The organism is Microbacter sp. GSS18 (assembly GCA_029319145.1).
Taxonomy (GTDB): domain Bacteria; phylum Actinomycetota; class Actinomycetes; order Actinomycetales; family Microbacteriaceae; genus Microbacterium.
This window is the reverse complement of record CP119753.1, coordinates 2,741,674-2,760,438: the sequence shown is the minus strand read 5'-3', so window position 1 is coordinate 2,760,438 and position 18,765 is coordinate 2,741,674. Positions and strand designations below refer to the sequence as shown.

Below are 18,765 nucleotides of genomic sequence, written 5' to 3'. Positions count from 1 at the left end.
ACTTCCCATGCTTGTCTTCATCCTCAAGCGCGTGCTGTTCGCCGTCATCACGCTGCTCGTCGCGTCGTTCGCGGCCTTCGCCCTCATGCACATGTCGGGATCGACGCCCGGAGCCGTCGTCCTCGGAATGGGCGCGACCCCCGACGACATCGTCGCCTACAACGAGTCCATCGGGTGGTACGACCCGTGGCTCGTGCAGTTCTCGAACTGGGTCGGCGGCGTCGTCACCGGCGACCTCGGCATCTCGCTCATCGACGGGCGCGACATCGGCGCCGACATCGCCAAGCGCCTGCCGGTCACCGCAGCCCTCGCAATCGGCGGAACGCTGGTCAGCTCGCTGCTCGGCATCACCTTCGGCGTGATCGCGGCCGTGCGCGGCGGCGTCGTCGATCGCATCATCACCGCCTTCTCGGGCGTCTTCCTCTCGCTGCCGCAGTTCTGGCTCGGCATCATCCTCGTCTTCGTCTTCGCCGTGCAGCTGCGGCTGCTCCCGGCCACCGGCTACGTTCCGCTCGAGGTCGATCCCGCCCGCTGGTTCGCGTCGCTCATCCTCCCCGTCATCACGATTGCGATCACCTCGGCGGGCTTCATCGCGAGACAGACGCGCGCCTCGATGGCCGAGGCGCTCGCGCAGGAGCACATCCGCACCCTCCGCGCCCTCGGCACGCACCGCCTCCGCATCGTCTACGTCCACGCCCTGCGCGGCGCGAGCCTGCCGATCCTCGCCAGCGTCGCCATCCAGTTCATCGTCCTCTTCGGCGGCTCGGTCATCATCGAGACCCTGTTCGCCCTGCCGGGGATCGGACAGGCGATGCAGGCCGCCGTCGGCGCCTCGGACCTGCCGATGGTGCAGGCCCTCGTGCTCGTGGCGACCCTGGTGGTCGTCGCCGTGAATGTGGCGATCGAACTGCTCAACCGCTTCCTCGACCCGAAGCTGAGGACCTCATGACCGACTCCACCACGACGATCGCCCTCCGCGCGCGCAAGAAGAAGCCCCGCGGGATCTCGGCCAGCATCCTGCGTTCCCCGTTCGCCCTCATCGCCGCGATCTGGCTCGTCGGTCTCGTCCTGGCCTCGCTGACCGCGCCGCTGTGGCTGCGCTACGGACCCCTCGAGCAGGACCTCTCGGCCGTGCTCCAGGGGCCCTCGGCAGCGCACCTGCTCGGCACCGACGAGCTCGGGCGCGACCTGCTGTCGCGGATCGTGACGGCCGCCGCTCCCACCATGTTCCTCGCGATGATCCCGCCGCTCGTGGCGATGGCCATCACGATCCCCGTCGTGCTCGCGGCCGGCCGCTACGCCAAGGTCGAATCCGTCGCCGGGCGCGTCAGCGAGATCTTCCTCTCGATCCCGACGATGGTGATCATCCTGGCGTTCATCGCCGCGGTCGGCACGAACATGCCGCTCGTGATGGTCGTGCTCGGTGTGCTGATGTTCGGCGGTCAGTACCGCATCCAGGTCGGGCAGGCGTCCTCGCTCCACCGGCAGCTCTTCGTCGAGGCTGCGGCGGTCGACGGCATGCGCCCCTTCGCGGCCAGCTGGCGGCACGTGCTGCCGAACATGATCACCACCGTCGCGGTGCAGTTCGTGCTGCTGTTCGGGGTCGGCATCCTGATCCAGACCGGCCTGGCCTTCATCGGCTTCGGCCCGCCGCCGCCCGAGCCGACGTGGGGCGGCATGATCCAGGCGGCCTCGAAGTTCATCTTCCAGCAGCCGTGGATGATGGTGCCCACCGGTGTCGTCCTGGCGCTGACGATCATCGCCGCCAACGGCATGGCCGATGTCCTTTCCGGCGGCAACGCGACGCCGCCGCCGCTGGTCGCGCTGCGCCGCACGCGGTCGCGCCGGTCCGCGGCGTCCGCTGCCGCAGCGACGACCGTCTCAGCCCCGACCACCGCGGAGGCCTCGAGCATGACCGCTGGCGACGACAGCATCGCCGACGGCGAACTGCGCGTCGAGGATCTCGTGCTCGGGGTCGACGATGGCCCGGCCCTCGTCACCGGCGTCAGCCTGCGCGTTCGCCCGGGAACGGTCCTGGGACTCGTCGGCGAGTCCGGCTGCGGCAAGAGCGTCACCTCGCACGCTCTGCTGGGCCTTCTCACGCCCGGGCTGTCGGTGCGCTCCGGTCACATCCGCTGGGGTGACGTCGATCTCGCCGGCGCGGATGACGCGGTGATGGCGAAGGTGCGCGGACACGACATCGCCTACATCTCGCAAGAGCCGACGCGCGCCCTCGACCCGATGTTCACGGTCGGCAACCAGCTCACCACCACGATCCGGCGCCTGCGCCGCGTCGGCGGCGGCGAGGCGAAGAAGATCGCCGAGCAGCTGCTGGTCGACGTCGGCATCGTCGATCCGCCCCGCGTGCTGCGCAGCTACCCGCACCAGATCTCGGGCGGCATGGCCCAGCGCGTCGCGATCGCGCTCGCGCTTGCGGGCACGCCCCGTCTGCTGATCGCCGACGAGCCGACGACCGCGCTCGACGTCACGGTGCAGGCCGAGATCCTGGGGCTCCTGCGCCGGCTCGTCGCCGAGCGCGGAATGTCGGTCGTGCTCGTCACGCATGACCTGGGCGTCGTCGCCGACATCTGCGACGAGGTGGCCGTGATGTACGCCGGCGAACTCGTCGAGACCGGGTCGGTGCGCGATGTGCTCATGAGCTCGGAGCATCCGTACACCATGGCGCTGCTGGCCTCCGACCCGCATGCGGCGGTCGAGCTCGCCCACTCCGATCGACTCGCCTCGATCCCCGGCCAGGTCCCGACACCGGGCTCGTGGCCGGCCGGATGCCGGTTCGCGCAGCGCTGCCGCTTCGCGACCGAGGCGTGCCATACCGCCGTCCCGCTCGAGTCGCGCGCCGAGGGCGACGGCGTCGTCCGCTGCGTACGCCGTGACGAGTTGCTCGGCCGCCAGGACGAGTGGTTCGCGCCCGCGCCCGAGCCCGTCGAGATCGTGGGAGGAAACCGATGACCACGCCGATCCAGCACGATCCGTCCCAGCCGCTGCTCGAGGTCGAGGACCTCGTGATCCAGTACAGCCGCAAGGCCGAGCCTGCGGTGAAGGGGGTGTCGTTCTCGATCGCCCGCGGCGAGACCCTCGGGCTCGTGGGCGAGTCGGGATCGGGCAAGACCACGATCGGCAAGGCCATTCTCGGGCTCCAGCCGGTCACGAGCGGCCGGATCATCTTCGAGGGCCGCGACATCACCCGCGCGACGCCGGCCGAGCGCCGAGCGCTGCACGGTGATCTGCGCGCGGTCTTCCAGGATCCCTTCTCATCGCTGAACCCGCGCCGCCCGATCGGCGACGCCGTCTCGGAGCCGCTGCGCGTCGCCGGGGTCGCCCGCGCCGAGAGGACCCGACGCGTCGCCGACGCGCTCGAGTCGGTGGGGCTGCCCCGGGACGCGGGTGAGCGACTGCCGCGCCAGTTCTCGGGCGGCCAGCGACAGCGCATCGCGATCGCCCGCGCGCTCGTGACCGACCCGCGGCTGGTGGTGTGCGACGAGGCCGTGAGCGCTCTCGACCTCTCCACGCAGGCGCAGGTGCTCAACCTTCTCGCCGAGCTTCGCCGCGGCGCGGACCTCGGCTACCTCTTCATCGCGCACGACATCGCGGTGGTCGAGTTCCTGGCCCAGCGCGTGATCGTGCTCAACCGCGGCCGCATCGTCGAAGAGGGGATCACCGCCGACGTCGTGCGCGACCCCAAGGAGCACTACACGCGCGTGCTCATGGCGGCATCCCCGGTCCCGGACCCCGACGAGCAGGCCCGCCGGCGCGAGGCATGGCGCGCTCTGAAGGAGACGGCGGCGGCGTGAACGCGGCGGCCGGCGGTCGGTCAGCGGGACAGCAGCTCGGGCGGCTCGGCCGTCTCGAGCGGCGACAGGTTGCGCGCCATGCGGCGAAACGCTGCCACCATCGGGTTGGGGTCGTCAGCTCGACTGCACAGCACGACCGTCGCGGGAGCGATGTCGTCGATGTGCGCGTGCGTGATGCCCTCGCGCCGGTAGTTGGCCACGGCCCCCTCGCCGCCGATGTTCACGCCGGCACCGGCGGCGACCAGGTCCAGCAAGCCCTCCACGCTGTCGGCCGTGGGGCCGCGGCGGGGGTGCGAGCCGTCCGGGCGCGGATCGACGATCCACCAGTCGACGATCTCGGGGTCTCCGCCGCCGGCGGAGACGAAGACCTCGTCGGAAGCCTCCAGGATCGAGATCGAGTCCCGCCCGGCCAGCGGATGGCCAACCGGGACGACGAGCACGCGCGGCTCCTCCCAGAGCTGCTCGACGCGGATCCGGTCGGGCAGCTTCATGGGCCACGGCGAGAAGACCACGTCGACGTCACCGCTGGTCAGCGCCGGCTCGACATCGAAGAACCCCAGGCGCCTCATCTCCACGCGCACGTCCGGCTCGGACTGCAGCATGGCCGAGATGATGTTCGTGGTCGGGACGGCAGAACCCGAGGCGACCATTCCCAGCCGAAGCGTCGGGGCATCGGATCGTGCGCGCAGGGTGCGCGCCCATGCCAGCAGCTCGTCGTGGTCGGACTGCACCCGCCGGGCGAGCGGCAGCAGTTCGCGGCCGCGCTCGGTCAGCTCGACGTGGCGAGGGCTGCGGTCGAACAGCCGCGTGCCGATCTGATCCTCGAGCCTGCTGATCTGCTGGCTGAGCGACGGCGGCGTGATGCGCAGGCGCTCGGCCGCGCGCCCGAAGTGCAGTTCGTCGGCGAGCACGCAGAACGACCGGACGGCGTGAATGGGGACATCCATGCCCGCAATATTAGCCATGGGCTAACGCGAGGTAGGTAGGTCGAACTTCCTCATACCCAGTTCAGCGATCAGAATCGAGGAACGGTGACCCGCCGGCTCAACAGTCCGGCAGTCGCCTGCGCCTAACGGCAATCCATGCTTCACAAGGAGGTAAAGCACAATGACCGTGACCGAATCGATGGCGATGACCTTTCCGGCCGACGACCCCGAGAAGACGCCGTTCGCGGGCGTCCTGCCTGCCGCACCGCGACCCTACGTGCTCGGCGAAGGGCAGGGCGAGAAGTCCCTCGTCTTCGACCAGCTCTTCGAGATCCTCCTGTCGGGAGACGAGACCGAGGACCAGTACGGGGCCTGGACGGTGAAGGCACGGCAGGGCGACCGCATCCCGGCTCATCTGCACCTGAAGACACACGAGTTCTTCTACATCGTCGACGGGGAGCTCTCGGTGTGGATGGACGACCAGGCCGACTATCACACCAAGGTCACGCTGACCACGGGCGACTTCGCGTACGTCCCCGCCGGCATCGTCCACGCCTTCAAGGTCGAGAACACCACGAAGGTGTTCGGCGCGGGAACAGCCGGATTCGAGCGCTTCTTCCACGCGCTCGGCGAGAAGACCGACCTGACCGAACCGCAGGGCATCTACGTGCCGCCCTTCGAGGTCATGCGCGCGGCCGGCGATAAGTACGCCACCGTCTTCATGCCCGAGTTCCAGTTCCGCGACTGAGCCGATGCCGACGGCGATCCTCGAGATCGACTACGCCCAGCCCGAGGGCTTCCGTCCGCTGTCGCTCGACCTGCGGATGCCGACTGCCGCAGGGGCGCCCGTCGTCGTGTTCTTCCACGGCGGCGGGTTCCTGCGCGGCAGCCGCAAGGTGTTCACGCCCGGTATCGCGGCCGAGGACTCCTTCGACCGCATCGTCGCCGCCGGGTTCGCGGTGGCGTCGTGCGAGTACCGCCTGAGTGGGGAGGCGCGCTTCCCCGCTCAGCTCGACGACGCGGATGCCGCGATCGACTGGCTGCGAGAGCACGCCGGCGAGTACGGATACGACGGCTCGCGAATCGTGCTGTGGGGGGTGTCGGCGGGAGCGACCATCGCGGCGCTCGCCGGACTCCGACGGGGCGATGTGCGCGGCGTCGTGGACTGGTTCGGTCCGGCCGAGCTGTTCGCCATGGCGCGCCAGGACACCGGCGAGGCGCCCGAAGCCACACGCGAGGCGCGCTGGCTCGGTGCGCCGGCCGACACCATGCCCGACGTGGCGCGCCGGGCGTCCCCGGCCCTGCAGGTCGGACCGGGCGCGCCGCCCTTCCACATCGCGCACGGCACCGACGACGTCCACGTGCCGATCGAGCAGAGCGAGCTTCTCGCGGCATCTCTGGAGCACGCAGGGGTCGACGTCGAGTTCCGCCGCGTGCCCGGTGGCCGCCACTTCTGGCAGGGTGTCGCCGACACCGGCCCGCTCTTCGACGACGCGCTCGCCTTCGCCCGTCGCGTCACCGCCTGAGCTGACGCGACCCGCCCGCAAGACCAGTGAGGAGAACCGCGTGACCACGCCCCGATGCGCCGACCTCCGCGTCGAGCACCTCACTCGGCCCATCGGGGTCGGTGTCGCGCATCCGCGATTCACGTGGACCGTCGGCCAGGCCGACGCGGTACACGAGCTCGAGGTCGCCGAGCTCGACGCCGGCGACGACAGCGGTCCGGTGTGGCGCCACGAGGGCAGCGGTGCCGCGGGCGTGCCGGTCGTGTACGCCGGTCCGCCGCTGCGGTCGAACACGGTGTATCGCTGGCGTGTGCGCAGCCGGCACGAGGGCGAACCGACGCCATGGGCCGTGTCGACCTTCACGACCGCGCTGCTCGACAGCGTCGACTGGTCGGCGTCGTGGGTCCGTCCAGTGCAGCAGCCCACCCTCGTCGAGCGCTGGAGCATCGTCGACTGGATCCGGGGCGGGGGCCCGTCTGCGCCGCCCGAGGAGCGTCTGCGCCCGGTGCAGCTGCTGCGCCAGCCGTTCCGCGTGGCCGGCGGGCTCGTGCGCGCGCGTCTGTACGCCACGGCCCACGGCGTCTACTCGGCGTGGGTGAACGGCTCGAGGGCCGGCGACGAGGTGCTCGCTCCCGGGTTCGACAGCTACGAGCATCGACTCAGCGTGCAGGTCTACGACGTCACGGCGGCGCTGGGCGAGGGCGAGAACGTCCTCGCCCTCGCCCTCGCCGACGGATGGTGGGCCGGGCGCATCGGTCTCACCGGCTCCAGCGCGCAGTTCGGCGACACGACCGAGGCGATCTGGCAGCTGCATCTCGACTATGCCGACGGCCGCAGCGGGCTCGTGACGTCGGGCGCCGATGTGCGCAGCGCCACGGGAAGCTGGGTCTACGCCGACCTCTTCGTCGGCGAGATGGTCGACCGCCGCGCAGAGCCGCAGGGCTGGAGGCTGGTCGGCTTCGACGACGCGGCGTGGACGCCGGTCGAGGCCATCGGGGCGGATGTCGGCACGCTCGTGCCGTTCTCGGGAGAGCCGGTGCGCCGGGTCGCCGAACTGCCGGCGGGCTCGGTGCGGGACACGCCCGAGGGGGCGGTGGTCGACTTCGGCCAGGTGATCGCGGGACGCGTGCGGCTGCGGATGCGCGGCACCGCGCCGGGACAGCGGATCGTCATCGAGCACACCGAGACCCTCGATGGCGCGGGGGAGTGGTTCGACAACATCGTCGGGATCGACAAGGACCAATCGGATGTCTTCGTCTCGGCCGGGGGCGACGACGAGTGGGAGCCGGAGTTCACGTTCCACGGCTTCCGCTACGCGCGGGTCCGGGGGCTGACCGAACCGCTCGCAGCCGACGACGTCATCGCCGTCGTGATCTCGAGCGACCTCGAGCAGACGGGTGCATTCGCGAGCTCCGACGAGCGGCTGAACCGCCTGCACGACAACGTCGTGTGGAGCCAGCGGGCGAACTTCCTGTCGATCCCGACGGACTGCCCGCAGCGCGAGCGCGCGGGGTGGACCGGGGATGCCCAGGTATTCGCCGCAGCGGCGACGAACAACGCGCACGTGGTGCCGTTCCTCAGCCGGTGGCTCGACAACCTCCGCGCCGATCAGCGAGCCGACGGGGCCGTCGCGATCACGTCGCCGTACTCGCCGTTCGACGCCGAGGCGGCCGCTTCCGCCGAGGGCATCGGATCGATCGTGGCGGCGGCCGGCTGGAGCGATGCGATCGCGTTCGTGCCGTGGACGCTGTACGAGCGATACGGCGATGAGCGCGTGCTGAGCGAAAACTACGACGCCGCGCTGCGGTGGATCCGGCACCAGCGCAGTCGCGCGCGGGCGGAGCTGCCCGCGCACCTCGACGCCGGCGAGCTCTCGCCCCAGCGGATCGCGGCGCAGCGGCTGCTGTTCAACACCGGGATGCACTTCGGCGACTGGCTCACGCCGTCCACGATGGAGGGCCGCCCCCTGCACGAGGCGATCGGGATGGCGCCGGCGCTCACGAGCGAGCTCATCGCCCCGATGTTCCAGGCTCAGACGCTCACCCTCGGGGCACGCATGGCCACGGTCCTCGGCAGGGACGAGGACGCATCGGCGCTCGCCGGGGAAGCCGAGGCGGTCCGGCAGGCCTTCGCCGCCGAGTACGTCGACGCCGAGGGACGGCTGCCGGTCGAGCTGCAGGGCCCGTATGTGATCGCCCTGGCGTTCGGCATGATCCCCGAGGATCGGGTCGCCGGGGCGGCCGACGAGCTGGTCCGCCTCGTCCACGCGCGCGGCGACCGGCTCGACACCGGGTTCCTCTCGGTTCCGTACCTGCTGGACGTGCTGTGGGATGCCGGGCACCGCGACCTCGCCCGCACGCTGCTCTGGCAGGACCAGGCCCCTTCGTGGCTGTACGAGGTTGATCAGGGGGCCACGACGATCTGGGAGTCCTGGGACGCGATCGCGCCCGACGGAACGGTGCGCCCCGTGTCGCTCAACCACTACGCGTTCGGATGCGTCGACGACTGGCTGTACCGGCGCATCGCCGGGATCCAGCCGACGGCGCCGGGCTACCGCACGGCGCGCGTCGCGCCCGACCTCGAATCCGGCCTCACGCACGTCAGCGCGCACGTCGGCACGCCCGCGGGGCGGCTCTCGGTCGATTGGCGCCTCGACGGCGATCGCGCCGTCATCGCCGTGACGGTGCCGCCGGGCATCGACGCCGTGCTCGAGGTCGATCGAACCTCGATCTCCCTCCCTGCGGGCACCTCGGCCCATACCCACTTCCTCGATTCCCGCTCATTCCTCACGGAGGCCCCACGATGACAGACCGCACTGCACCCGCCCGCGCGACCGGCGCCTTTCCTCCCGAGTTCCTCTGGGGCGTCGCCGTCGCCGGGCACCAGAACGAGGGCGGCAACGACGCCAGCGACATCTGGTTCCTCGAGAACGTCGAGCCGACCCTGTTCATGGAGCGCTCGGGCGACGCCTGCCGCGCCTACGACCTGTGGCCCGAAGACCTCGACCGCGTCGCGGGGCTCGGGCTGAACGCGTTCCGCTTCTCGGTGGAGTGGGCTCGCATCGAGCCGGCGCGCGGCGAGGTCTCGCAGGAGGCGCTCGATCACTACGAGCAACTCGTCGACGGATGCCTCGAGCGCGGCCTCGCCCCGATCGTGACGTTCAACCACTTCGCGGCCCCGCACTGGTTCGCCTCGTCGGGGTCGTGGCTGGCGCCGGATGCCCCGCAGCTGTTCGCAGACCAGTGCGATCGCGTCATGGCGCGCATCGGCGACCGCATCGCCGCCGGGGTCACCCTCAACGAACCGAATCTCGAGCAGCTGCTGCAGGACAAGCTCCCGCCGCACATCGAGCAGATCAAGCTCGACATGCTCGCCGCCGCGGCGCGCGCCGCCGGGAGCGACACGTACTACGCCGGCAATGTCATCCCCGCCGCCGCGCAGGAGGACTTCCGCGACGCGTTCACCCTCGTGCACCGTGCAGCGAAGACCGCCATCAAGGCCCGGCGGGCCGACCTTCCGGTCGGCGTCTCGATCGCCATCGCCGACGAGGTCGCGCTTCCCGGCGGCGAGGAGCGCCGCGACGCCAAGCGCGCCAGAGTCTACGACCACTGGCTCGAGGTCGCGCGCGACGACGACTTCATCGGGGTCCAGAACTACGAGAGGATCTACCACGGGCCCGACGGCGAGGTCGTCCCCGACGGCGAGCGCAACGGCATGGGCACGCTCGTCGAGCCCGGCTCGCTCGCCGGAGCCGTGCACTACGCGCACGAGAAGTCCGGCGTGCCGGTCTTCGTCACCGAGCATGGTCTGCAGAGCCCCGACGACGCCCCGCGGGCGGCATTCATCCCCGCGTCCCTCGACCTGCTCGCCGACGAGATCGCCTCGGGCACGCCGGTGCTCGGCTACTGCCACTGGACGCTCATGGACAACTTCGAGTGGATCTTCGGCTACGGCCCCAAGCTCGGCCTCTTCGACGTCGACCGCAAGACGATGGCCCGCACGGCCAAGCCGAGTGCGGGGGCGTACGCGGAATATGTTCGGGCGCAGGCCCGCGTGTTCGGCTGACCCGGATCGTCGCCCTTTGGCGGCCGCGGTGCCTACGCGCCGCGGTCGCCGCGCCGCAGGCGATCGGTGATCGCCTGGACGTCGCGGTCGAGGTGGTCCATGCGCTTCTCGAGCCCGTCGAAGCGGGCGTGCAGACCGGCGACTTGAATATTCCTTTAAGTGGAATGTATATTCCTGTTCTGTGAAGACTCTGCCGTCGCAGCTGACGCCGTTCGTGCGTTCCGATGCGGTCGGGGCACTGCTCGCCGAGACGCTCGGCCACCCCGACGCGGAGTTCACGCTGTCGGCACTCGGCCGGCTGACCGGCGTGAGCGGGCCGGTGGTCCATCGCGAGGTCACGCGCCTCGTCGAGGCGGCCGTGCTGCAGGACCGGATCGAGGGGCGCAATCGCCTCGTGCGCGCGAACTCCGAGCATCCGCTCTACGCTCCGATGCGCGAGATCATCGCGGCGACATATGGGCCGGTTCCGGTCCTGCGTGCTGCGTTCGACGGCGTCGACGGCGTCGAGCAGGTCTACATCTACGGGTCGTGGGCTGCCCGCCGGAGCGGCGAAGCCGGACCGTTCCCGAACGACGTCGACGTGATCGTCGTCGGAGACGTCGCCCGCAGGACGCTCAGCGCGATCGCATCCGACGCCGGTGATCGGCTCGCGGTCCCGGTGAACATCACGCGCGCATCCCGGGAGGACTGGGATGCCGCCGAACCGACTCCCTTCGTGCAGACCGTGCGGTCTCGTCCGTTCGTCGATGTGATGACGGGGGCCGTCCATGGCGGATGAGCCCGAGGTCATCGGCGAGATGCTTCAACGGCGGCGGCTCGAACGCGTCGCGGTGAACCCCGAGCACGCTCGGCGCGTCCTTCACGCGGCCGAGCAGCATGTGCGCACAGCACAGGTCATCGCCGCCACCGACGACCAGGCCATGGCGTTCACGGCCGCGTACGACGGCGCGCGCAAGGCGCTCGCCGCGGTTCTGGCCATGCATGGGCTGCGCGTGCGCGCGGTCGGCGGCGCGCATCGCAACACCGCCGTCGCGGCAGCCGCCTTCGTCGCCGACGACGCCCTCGAGGAGTTCGACTGGATGCGTCAGGTGCGCAACAGCACCGAGTACCCCGACGACGAGCGGCCGACGGCGACTCCGCAGGACGTCGTCGAGGCGATCGACGCGGCCGGCGCGATCGTCGAGGCGTGCGCGCGGCACGTGGGCTCCTGACACGGCGGGCCCTGGGCGGGTCAGCCCGGCTTGACGGCTTGAAGCGTGTAGCTGAGCGGCATGACGCCGCTCAGCTTGTCGAGGGCCCATTCGCCGCCGGGACGCTCGATCATCTGACCGGGGTACGCCTGCCACGGCAGGCTGTCATGCTCGGTCAGCCCGGTGAGGGTGAGGCCGGCATCCATCACGGCGGTCACGATCTCGCCGAGGCCGTGGTTCCACGAGTACGTCCGGGTCGCGGTCAGCGGCCGATCGACCGCGACATAGGATTCCTCCTCATCCCACGGCAGCGGCTCGGCCGTCTCGAAGTACGGGAAGCGCAGGTGGATGTCGCCCTCGATGCGCTCGTCGACGGCCCACACGATCGGATGGCTCTCGCGGATGAAGAGGCGCCCGCCCGGGGCGAGAAGCTCGGCGACCACGCGGGCCCAGCGCGAGACGCTCGGCAGCCAGCACAGCGCGCCGACGCCCGTGTAGACGAGGTCGAACGTGCCGGGCTCGAGCACGTCGGCGGCCGCGTACACGTCGGATTCGGCGAAGTCGACGTCGTCGCCGGCATCCTCGGCCAGCGAGCGGGCCTCGGCGACGGCGACCGGCGAGAAGTCCAGTCCGGTGACGCGAGCGCCCAGTCGCGCGAGTGAGATGGTGTCGGTGCCGATGTGGCACTGCAGATGCACCGCGCGCTTGCCCTCGATGTCACCCAGGCGCGAAACGTCGAACCGCACGACCTCCGAGAGGAGCGCGGGATCCTGGATGTAGCGGCCCACGTCGTAGCCCGAGCCGTTGCGTGCGGCATGGAGTCCCGCGCGCTCGTCCCAGTTCGCACGGTTGGCGTCGGTGAACTCCTGCACGGCGCAACCCTACCGACGATCAGCCTGCGTGGGGCGGGCGGCGCCCCGCTGTCAGCCGGCGGTCGGAGCATCGCCGACGGTGCGGAAGCCGGCGTTGCCCATCGACGAGTCCGGTGTGTTCTGCGACCGGGCAGAGTTTCGGTACCTGTTGCAGTACGAGATGTGGCACAGATAGCTGCCGCCGCGCAGGATGCGGGCGCCGCCGCGCGCAGGCCCAGGCGGGTTCGCCGCGGGCGAGACGCGATAGTAGTTCGGGTCGAACCAGTCGGTGCACCACTCCCACACGTTGCCGATCGGCTGCCAGAGGCCGTAGCCGTTGGGTGAGAACGTGCGCACCGGGGCGGTCGTGAGGTAGCCGTCGTCGAGGGTGTTCGTGCGGGGGAACTCGCCCTGGAAGATGTTCGCGCGCCATGAGCCGCCGGCATCCGGCTCCTCGTCGCCCCACGGGTACTTCTTCGAAGCCAGGCCACCGCGGGCGGCGTACTCCCATTCGGCCTCGGTGGGCAGCCGCCGGCCGGCCCATGCGCAGTACGCCTGGGCGTCGTTCCACGAGACGTGCACGACGGGGTGGTCGCCGAGGCCGTCGATGGACGAGTCGCGCCCTCCCGGATGCCGCCAGTCGGCGCCCTTGACTCCGAACCACCAGGGCGTGCCGGGAGGCTGGCCCAGGATGTCCTCCTCCGGCGCCGCGAGCGCCAGGTGGAACACCGCCGAGAACCCGAAGGTCTCGGCCTCGGTGGCGTAGCCGGTCGCTTCGACGAAGCGCGCGAAGTCGTCATTGGTGACGCTCGTAGCGTCGATCGAGAAGGAGTCGAGCGTCACCTCGTGCAGCGGCACCTCGCCGTCACCGGGATTGCGGTCGCCCGACGAGTCGCCCATGACGAAGGTGCCGGCCGGAATGACCGCCTGCTCGATGCCGTGCCGTCCGGGGCTCGCCGATCCGCCTGCTCCGCCGCTCGACGGTGCGGTCAGCGAGACGAACTGCGCGCGCCCTGGTGTGCCGCATCCGCATCCGCAGCCGGCGCCGTCCGCGCGTACCTCGTCCATCGTGTGTTCCTCCCGCTTCACCGTAACCCGCTCCGCCCCACGCTGGGCATCCGCAGAGTGCATGGTCCTTCGCGCGTCGACGTGCTGTGCGCTCCGCGTCGTGTCATGCATTCGAGGGGTGGTCCGGGGGAGCGGGGTGTGGTCCACTCGACGTTGGGAGGGCGATGGGAGGAGACGCCATGGACACCGCGCGCATCGTCGTGCTCAGCTGGCCGGGGTGCGGGTCGCACGATGACGCGCTCGCTCTGGTGGCCGACGCCCTGGCTGAGCTCGGAAGGCCGGACGAACCGGTCGTAGTGCGCTGGATCGAGACGCCCGAGGATGCCGAGGCCGCGCGCTTCGTCGGCTCGCCCACGATCCGCGTGGACGACGTCGACATCGTGCCGCCCCAGGCGGAGCGCTACGGGCTGACGTGCCGTGTCTACCCGGACGCCGAGGGACGCCTGGCGCCCCTGCCGCCGCGTGACACGGTGCTCGAGCGGCTGCGCGAGCTGCTCTAGAGGCTCACCGCCCCGCGATGCGGTCGGCCAGGTACTTCGCCCCGCCGCTCGAGGTGAACGCGCCGTCGACGGGCAGTTCGGCGCCCGAGATGTACGCGGCGGCATCCGACAGCAGGAACGCCACGGTTGCGGCGACCTCCTCCGGTCGGCCGAACCGCTCGAGCGGCGTCAATGCGAGCTGCGCATCGCGCATGGCGTCGGGTGCGCTCGCGGTCATCGGCGTCTCGATGTAGCCGGGGTGGACGATGTTGACCCGGATGCCGCGCGGGCCGAACTCGGTGGCGGCCGCGTGCGTGAGCCCGCGCAGCCCCCACTTCGACGTCGTGTACGCGACGGGGTAGTGCCCGGTGAGCGCCGCCGCGGAGCCGACGTTCACGATCGACGAGCCAGGGCCCATGAGGGGCTCGAGAGCCTGCATCCCGAGCATCGCGCCGGTGAGGTTCACGCCGATCACGCGCTCCCAGTCGGCGAGGTCGACGTGGCCGAGGCGCGCTCGGTGGGTGATGCCGGCGTTGTTGACCAGGCCGAGAAGCGGCTCGCCGCCGAGGGTGTCGGCGAGGTCCGCCGCCAGCGAGTCCCAGCCGACGTGGTCCGACACGTCCAGACGGCGATAGGTCACACCGGCCTCGGCGAGCGAGGACGGGGCCGCATCCGTCCGGTCGGCCGCGACGACGTGCGCGCCCTCGTCGGCCAGCAACAGGGAGAGGGCGAGTCCCTGGCCGCTCGCGGCGCCGGTGACGACGACGGTGCGGCCGGACACGCCGGGATGAGTGCTCACGCCCCGACGCTATCGGGCTCCTGCGAGACCCGTGCGGCCTGGCGCGCGGCGCCGAGCGCGACGTACTCCGCCGGGGCGGGGACCTCGACCGGCATCCCGAGGACGTCCGGTGCGATGCGGCGGACCGCCTCGGACTGCGCGCCTCCGCCGATCAGCAGGGCGCGCGTCAGCGGCACGCCGAGCCCGCGCAGCGCGTCCAGGCCCGCGCCGAGACCCGACAGCATCCCCTCGACCGCGGCGCGGGCGAGGTTCTCGCGGGTCGTCGACGCGAGGGTCATCCCGGTGAGCGACGCCGTCGCGTCGGGCAGGTTGGGGGTGCGCTCGCCCTCGAAATAGGGGACGAGCGTGAGTCCGGCCGCCGCCGGTTCGGCGGCGAGGGCGAGCTCGCTGAGCTGTGCGTGATCGACGCCGAGCAGGCGCGCGATCGCGTCGAGCACGCGGGCGGCGTTGAGCGTGGCCACGAGCGGCAGGAAGTGCCCGTCGGCGTCGGCCAACCCGGCGACCGTCCCCGACGGGTCGATCGTGCGCTCTTCGCTCACCGCGAAGACGGTTCCACTCGTGCCGATCGAGACGACCACGTCGCCCGGTCCTGCCCCGAGGCCCAGGGCGGCGCCGGCGTTGTCGCCCGCGCCTGCGCCGACACGGCGCCCCTCGGCGTCGGCGACCCACTCGGTCGGGCCGAGCACGCGAGGCAGGACCGCGTCGTGGCCGAGCGCCGCGGCGAGGAGCTCGCGGTCGTATCCGCCCGTCCCGGGGTCCCAGTAGCCCGTGCCCGAAGCGTCGGACCGGTCCGTGACGAGCTCGTCGAGCACCGGCCCGCGCAGGGAGTCGCCGACGGGTCCGAAACCGCGCAGGCGCCACGTGAGCCAGTCGTGGGGGAGGGCCACGGCCGCCACGCGCGCCGCGTTGTCGGGCTCCTGGTCGCGCAGCCACCGGAGCTTCGTGATCGTGAACGACGCCACAGGCACCAGGCCGGTGCGCCGGGAGAGCTCCTCGGCGCCGAATTCGGCGATGAGATCGGCCGCCGCGCCCGCCGAGCGGGTGTCGTTCCACAGCAGTGCATCGCGGATGACGCGGCCGTCGGCGTCCAGTGCGACCATGCCGTGCTGCTGCCCGCCGATCGCCCACGCCGCGACGTCGTCGATGCCGCCGGCATCCGCGATCGCCTGCTGCAGCGCGACCCACCAGGCGGCCGGGTCGACGGCCGTGCCGTCGGGGTGCGCCGCGCGCCCCTGCCGCACGATCTCGCCGGTCGCGGCATCCGTCATCACGACCTTGCAGGACTGGGTCGACGAGTCGACCCCCATGACCAGTGCCATATCGCTCCTTCGTCCGTTCGACGGCGTCCTCATCGGCCGCAGCCGTGACTGCTGGATGGTCGTGTCCCACTTCTGGCCGCCCGGCGGAGCCGGAGGCGGCCAGAAGTGGGACACGGATGCTGTGTCAGCCGCGGGCTCCCATGAGGTGCTCGGTGGCCAGCTGCTGCAGGCGGACGAAGCCGAAGCCCTTGCCGCCGAGGTAGACCGAGGGGTCGAAGTCCTCGTACGCGGAGCGGTCGGCGAGCAGGTCGTCGTACGACTCGCCGTCGGCCAGGGTCGGCTGCGACAGCTCGTAGACCTTCGCGTCCTCGAGCGCCTGCTGCACCTCGGGGTCGGCGCGGAAGGCCGCGGCCCGCTCCTTGAGCAGCAGGTAGGTGCGCATGTTCGCGGCGGCCGAGTCCCACACGCCGGACTCGTCCTCGGTGCGACTGGGCTTGTAGTCGAAGTGGCGCGGGCCGTCGTACGCGGGCGCGCCGCCGGGGCCGCCGTTCTCGAGCAGGTCGACGAGGGCGAAGGCGTTGTGCAGGTCGCCGTGGCCGAAGACGAGGTCCTGGTCGTACTTGATGCCGCGCTGGCCGTTGAGGTCGATGTGGAAGAGCTTGCCGTGGTACAGCGCCTGCGCGATGCCGGCGGCGAAGTTCAGGCCCGCCATCTGCTCGTGGCCGACCTCGGGGTTCAGGCCCACCAGCTCGGGGCGCTCGAGCGATTCGATGAAGGCGAGGGCGTGGCCGACCGTGGGCAGCAGGATGTCGCCGCGGGGCTCGTTCGGCTTCGGCTCGATGGCGAAGCGGATGTCGTAGCCCTTGTCGGTGACGTAGTCGCCGAGGAGGTTCACGGCCTCGCGGTAGCGCTCGAGGGCGGCGCGGACGTCCTTGGCGGAGTCGTACTCGGCGCCCTCGCGACCGCCCCACATCACGAACGTCTTCGCGCCCAGCTCGACGCCCAGCTCGAGCTGGCGGATCACCTTGCGCAGAGCGAAGCGGCGCACCTGGCGGTCGTTGGACGTGAAGCCGCCGTCCTTGAAGACGGGGGCCGAGAACAGGTTGGTGGTGACCATCGGGATCTTCAGCCCCGTGGCGTCGAGCGCGCCCTTCAGGCGGTCGATCTGCGTCTGGCGCTCCGCGTCGGTCGAACCGAACGCGAACAGGTCGTCGTCGTGGAACGTCAGCCCGTAGGCGCCGAGCTCGGCGAGCTTCTCGACCGCGTGGACGACGTCGAGGGGTTTCCGCGTCGGCCCGCCGAACGGGTCGGTGCCGTTGTAGCCGATGGTCCAGAGGCCGAACGTGAACTTGTCGGCGGGGGTGGGGGTGGGCATTGCACGCTCCTTCGCGGTTTTGTTGCGATCAACAACATACTATGCTGAACGCGTGGACGGAAGTGTCAGACAGCGAAACCTCGCCCGGATACTGCGCATCGTCCACCTCGACGGGCCGCAGTCCCGCGCCGCGCTCACGGCGGCCACGGGGCTGAACCGCTCGACGATCGGCGACCTGGTCGCCGAGCTGCAGCTGTCCGGGCTCGTGCAGGAGCGCCCCCCCGAGGCGGGGCGTGTCGGACGGCCGTCGCCGGTGGTGGCGGCATCCGCCGACGTCGTCGCGATCGCCGTGAATCCCGAGGTGGACGCCGTCGAGATCGCGGCCATCGGGCTCGACCGCTCGGTGCGTGCACGCGTGCGCCTGGATCAGGAGACCGCGCCGTCTCCGGAGAACGTCGCCGACCTGGTCGGGCGGTGGATCGCGGAGTCGGACGAACTGCGCGGCTCGACGATCGTGGGCGTGGGAATCGCGGTGCCGGGGCTCGTGCGCGCCAGCGACGGGCTCGTGAGGGACGCCCCGCACCTCGGTTGGCGTGACGTCCCGCTGCGCGACGTCGTCGAGAGCCGCGCGGGTCTTCCCGCCGACCTCGACAACGACGCGACGCTCGGCGCGCGTGCCGAGCATCTCTTCGGGGCGGCGCGTGGCGTCGACGACGCCGTCTACCTCAACGGCGGTGCCAGCGGCATCGGCGGCGGACTCGTCATCGGCGGCCAGCTGGTGCGGGGCCACAGCGGCTACGCCGGCGAGTTCGGACAGAACCGGCCGGGCATCGTGGAGCCGGCAGACCGCACGACCGCCGACGGTGTGCTCGAGGACGAGGTCACGCGTGCCCGACTGCTGGCGCTGGTCGGAAAGGCGCACGCGGACGATGCGGAACTGGCGGACGCGCTCGGCGGGATCCCGGATGGCGAGATCGAGCGGCAGCGACGCATTCTCGCCACCGCACTCGCCAACGCGGTGAACGTCCTCAACCCCTCCGTCGTCGTGGTCGGGGGGTTCCTCGCGATCCTCGTCGCACGCGATCTGCCCTCGTTCACCGCCGAGGTCCGTTCGCAGGCGATGTCGGCGAATGCGGAGGATGTCGAGGTGCGCGTCGCGGCGCTCGGCGGCGATCGGCTGCTGGTCGGGGCCGCGGAGCGCGTCTTCGAGGAGCGTGTGCTGGCCGGATGAGGCGGCGCGCGCCCGCAGCCGACTGACGCGGTGGTGCTTCGTTCCGCCTCGCCGCCGGGCATTCGGCGTGTCGCGCCACGTCGGCGCTCGCGCGGACCGGACGAGCTCGCCCCCGCACGGCGAGTGCGCCTGCCGTCCCGGCTGACATCGGTGTCACGTCCGGCTGCTTCGCGCGCTCGGATGCGGCCGGAATCGCCACCTTCGCCGGGCGCATCGCAACGCCCCGCCCCCACCCCGGGGCTGTGCCACGATGGCAGTGTCCGCG

17 protein-coding genes are annotated in these 18,765 nt (G+C 71.3%); 11 read left to right on the top strand and 6 right to left on the bottom strand.

Annotation, left to right across the window (positions count from 1 at the left end):
• The first annotated feature begins 7 nt into the window (after positions 1-7).
• The 3 genes from P0L94_12645 to P0L94_12635 are packed head-to-tail and all read left to right on the top strand — an operon-like array spanning position 8 to position 3,812.
• Entirely contained in the window at positions 8-949 is a 942-nt protein-coding gene (locus tag P0L94_12645) for an ABC transporter permease (protein WES63305.1), read from the top strand.
• Positions 946-2,970: a dipeptide/oligopeptide/nickel ABC transporter permease/ATP-binding protein gene (locus P0L94_12640; GenBank protein WES63304.1), complete on the top strand. Its 2,025-nt coding sequence runs from the start codon at positions 946-948 to the stop codon at positions 2,968-2,970. The genes P0L94_12645 and P0L94_12640 overlap by 4 nt, the downstream gene beginning before the upstream one ends.
• Entirely contained in the window at positions 2,967-3,812 is an 846-nt protein-coding gene (locus tag P0L94_12635; protein WES63303.1) for an ATP-binding cassette domain-containing protein, read from the top strand. The genes P0L94_12640 and P0L94_12635 overlap by 4 nt, the downstream gene beginning before the upstream one ends.
• A gap of 20 nt (positions 3,813-3,832) precedes the next feature.
• Here P0L94_12635 and P0L94_12630 read toward each other — a convergent pair whose 3' ends face one another.
• Positions 3,833-4,759, bottom strand: a complete 927-nt coding sequence (locus P0L94_12630) for a LysR family transcriptional regulator (protein WES63302.1) — start codon at positions 4,757-4,759, stop codon at positions 3,833-3,835.
• Between the two features lie 160 nt (positions 4,760-4,919).
• On the opposite strand from P0L94_12630, the gene P0L94_12625 reads away from it, so the two are divergent.
• From P0L94_12625 to P0L94_12600, 6 genes are all read left to right on the top strand, one after another.
• Positions 4,920-5,486, top strand: a complete 567-nt coding sequence (locus tag P0L94_12625; GenBank protein ID WES63301.1) for a quercetin 2,3-dioxygenase — start codon at positions 4,920-4,922, stop codon at positions 5,484-5,486.
• A gap of 4 nt (positions 5,487-5,490) precedes the next feature.
• Positions 5,491-6,264 (top strand): alpha/beta hydrolase, encoded by a 774-nt coding sequence (locus tag P0L94_12620; protein ID WES63300.1) that lies wholly within the window; start codon positions 5,491-5,493, stop codon positions 6,262-6,264.
• 40 nt (positions 6,265-6,304) lie between these two features.
• A complete protein-coding gene (locus P0L94_12615; protein WES63299.1) occupies positions 6,305-9,049 on the top strand; it encodes a family 78 glycoside hydrolase catalytic domain in 2,745 nt (914 codons plus the stop codon).
• Positions 9,046-10,308 carry a family 1 glycosylhydrolase gene (locus P0L94_12610; GenBank protein WES63298.1) on the top strand — a complete coding sequence of 421 codons (1,263 nt, stop codon included), beginning with the start codon at positions 9,046-9,048 and terminating at the stop codon, positions 10,306-10,308. Before P0L94_12615 ends, P0L94_12610 begins: the two co-directional genes overlap by 4 nt.
• Positions 10,309-10,489: 181 nt before the next feature.
• Positions 10,490-11,086 carry a hypothetical protein gene (locus tag P0L94_12605; GenBank protein WES63297.1) on the top strand — a complete coding sequence of 199 codons (597 nt, stop codon included), beginning with the start codon at positions 10,490-10,492 and terminating at the stop codon, positions 11,084-11,086.
• Positions 11,076-11,519: a HEPN domain-containing protein gene (locus P0L94_12600; GenBank protein ID WES63296.1), complete on the top strand. Its 444-nt coding sequence runs from the start codon at positions 11,076-11,078 to the stop codon at positions 11,517-11,519. The genes P0L94_12605 and P0L94_12600 overlap by 11 nt, the downstream gene beginning before the upstream one ends.
• Positions 11,520-11,539: 20 nt before the next feature.
• On the opposite strand, the gene P0L94_12595 is transcribed toward P0L94_12600, so the two are convergent.
• Together P0L94_12595 and P0L94_12590 are read right to left on the bottom strand one after the other, a co-directional pair.
• The gene (locus P0L94_12595) at positions 11,540-12,370 is read right to left on the bottom strand and encodes a class I SAM-dependent methyltransferase (protein ID WES63295.1); all 831 of its coding nucleotides are present in this window, start codon (positions 12,368-12,370) and stop codon (positions 11,540-11,542) included.
• A gap of 51 nt (positions 12,371-12,421) precedes the next feature.
• Entirely contained in the window at positions 12,422-13,417 is a 996-nt protein-coding gene (locus P0L94_12590) for a formylglycine-generating enzyme family protein (protein ID WES63294.1), read from the bottom strand.
• 179 nt (positions 13,418-13,596) lie between these two features.
• On the opposite strand from P0L94_12590, the gene P0L94_12585 reads away from it, so the two are divergent.
• A complete protein-coding gene (locus tag P0L94_12585; GenBank protein ID WES63293.1) occupies positions 13,597-13,917 on the top strand; it encodes a hypothetical protein in 321 nt (106 codons plus the stop codon).
• 4 nt (positions 13,918-13,921) lie between these two features.
• On the opposite strand, the gene P0L94_12580 is transcribed toward P0L94_12585, so the two are convergent.
• From P0L94_12580 to xylA, 3 genes are all read right to left on the bottom strand, one after another.
• A complete protein-coding gene (locus tag P0L94_12580) occupies positions 13,922-14,695 on the bottom strand; it encodes an SDR family NAD(P)-dependent oxidoreductase (GenBank protein WES63292.1) in 774 nt (257 codons plus the stop codon).
• Positions 14,692-16,014 carry a xylulokinase gene (xylB, locus tag P0L94_12575; GenBank protein WES63291.1) on the bottom strand — a complete coding sequence of 441 codons (1,323 nt, stop codon included), beginning with the start codon at positions 16,012-16,014 and terminating at the stop codon, positions 14,692-14,694. The genes P0L94_12580 and xylB overlap by 4 nt, the downstream gene beginning before the upstream one ends.
• A 124-nt stretch (positions 16,015-16,138) precedes the next feature.
• A complete protein-coding gene (gene xylA, locus P0L94_12570) occupies positions 16,139-17,329 on the bottom strand; it encodes a xylose isomerase (GenBank protein ID WES63290.1) in 1,191 nt (396 codons plus the stop codon).
• A gap of 52 nt (positions 17,330-17,381) precedes the next feature.
• On the opposite strand from xylA, the gene P0L94_12565 reads away from it, so the two are divergent.
• A complete protein-coding gene (locus P0L94_12565) occupies positions 17,382-18,500 on the top strand; it encodes an ROK family protein (protein WES63289.1) in 1,119 nt (372 codons plus the stop codon).
• Positions 18,501-18,765 lie beyond the last annotated feature (265 nt).

What these genes read in the sequence shown, in the direction of transcription:
- P0L94_12645 (WES63305.1), top strand. Translation starts at nt 8, where the DNA reads ATGCTTGTCTTCATCCTCAAGCGCGTGCTGTTCGCCGTCATCACGCTG.
- P0L94_12640 (WES63304.1), top strand. Translation starts at nt 946, where the DNA reads ATGACCGACTCCACCACGACGATCGCCCTCCGCGCGCGCAAGAAGAAG.
- P0L94_12635 (WES63303.1), top strand. Translation starts at nt 2,967, where the DNA reads ATGACCACGCCGATCCAGCACGATCCGTCCCAGCCGCTGCTCGAGGTC.
- P0L94_12630 (WES63302.1), bottom strand. Translation starts at nt 4,759, where the DNA reads ATGGATGTCCCCATTCACGCCGTCCGGTCGTTCTGCGTGCTCGCCGAC.
- P0L94_12625 (WES63301.1), top strand. Translation starts at nt 4,920, where the DNA reads ATGACCGTGACCGAATCGATGGCGATGACCTTTCCGGCCGACGACCCC.
- P0L94_12620 (WES63300.1), top strand. Translation starts at nt 5,491, where the DNA reads ATGCCGACGGCGATCCTCGAGATCGACTACGCCCAGCCCGAGGGCTTC.
- P0L94_12610 (WES63298.1), top strand. Translation starts at nt 9,046, where the DNA reads ATGACAGACCGCACTGCACCCGCCCGCGCGACCGGCGCCTTTCCTCCC.
- P0L94_12600 (WES63296.1), top strand. Translation starts at nt 11,076, where the DNA reads ATGGCGGATGAGCCCGAGGTCATCGGCGAGATGCTTCAACGGCGGCGG.
- P0L94_12590 (WES63294.1), bottom strand. Translation starts at nt 13,417, where the DNA reads ATGGACGAGGTACGCGCGGACGGCGCCGGCTGCGGATGCGGATGCGGC.
- P0L94_12585 (WES63293.1), top strand. Translation starts at nt 13,597, where the DNA reads ATGGACACCGCGCGCATCGTCGTGCTCAGCTGGCCGGGGTGCGGGTCG.
- xylB (WES63291.1), bottom strand. Translation starts at nt 16,014, where the DNA reads ATGGCACTGGTCATGGGGGTCGACTCGTCGACCCAGTCCTGCAAGGTC.
- xylA (WES63290.1), bottom strand. Translation starts at nt 17,329, where the DNA reads ATGCCCACCCCCACCCCCGCCGACAAGTTCACGTTCGGCCTCTGGACC.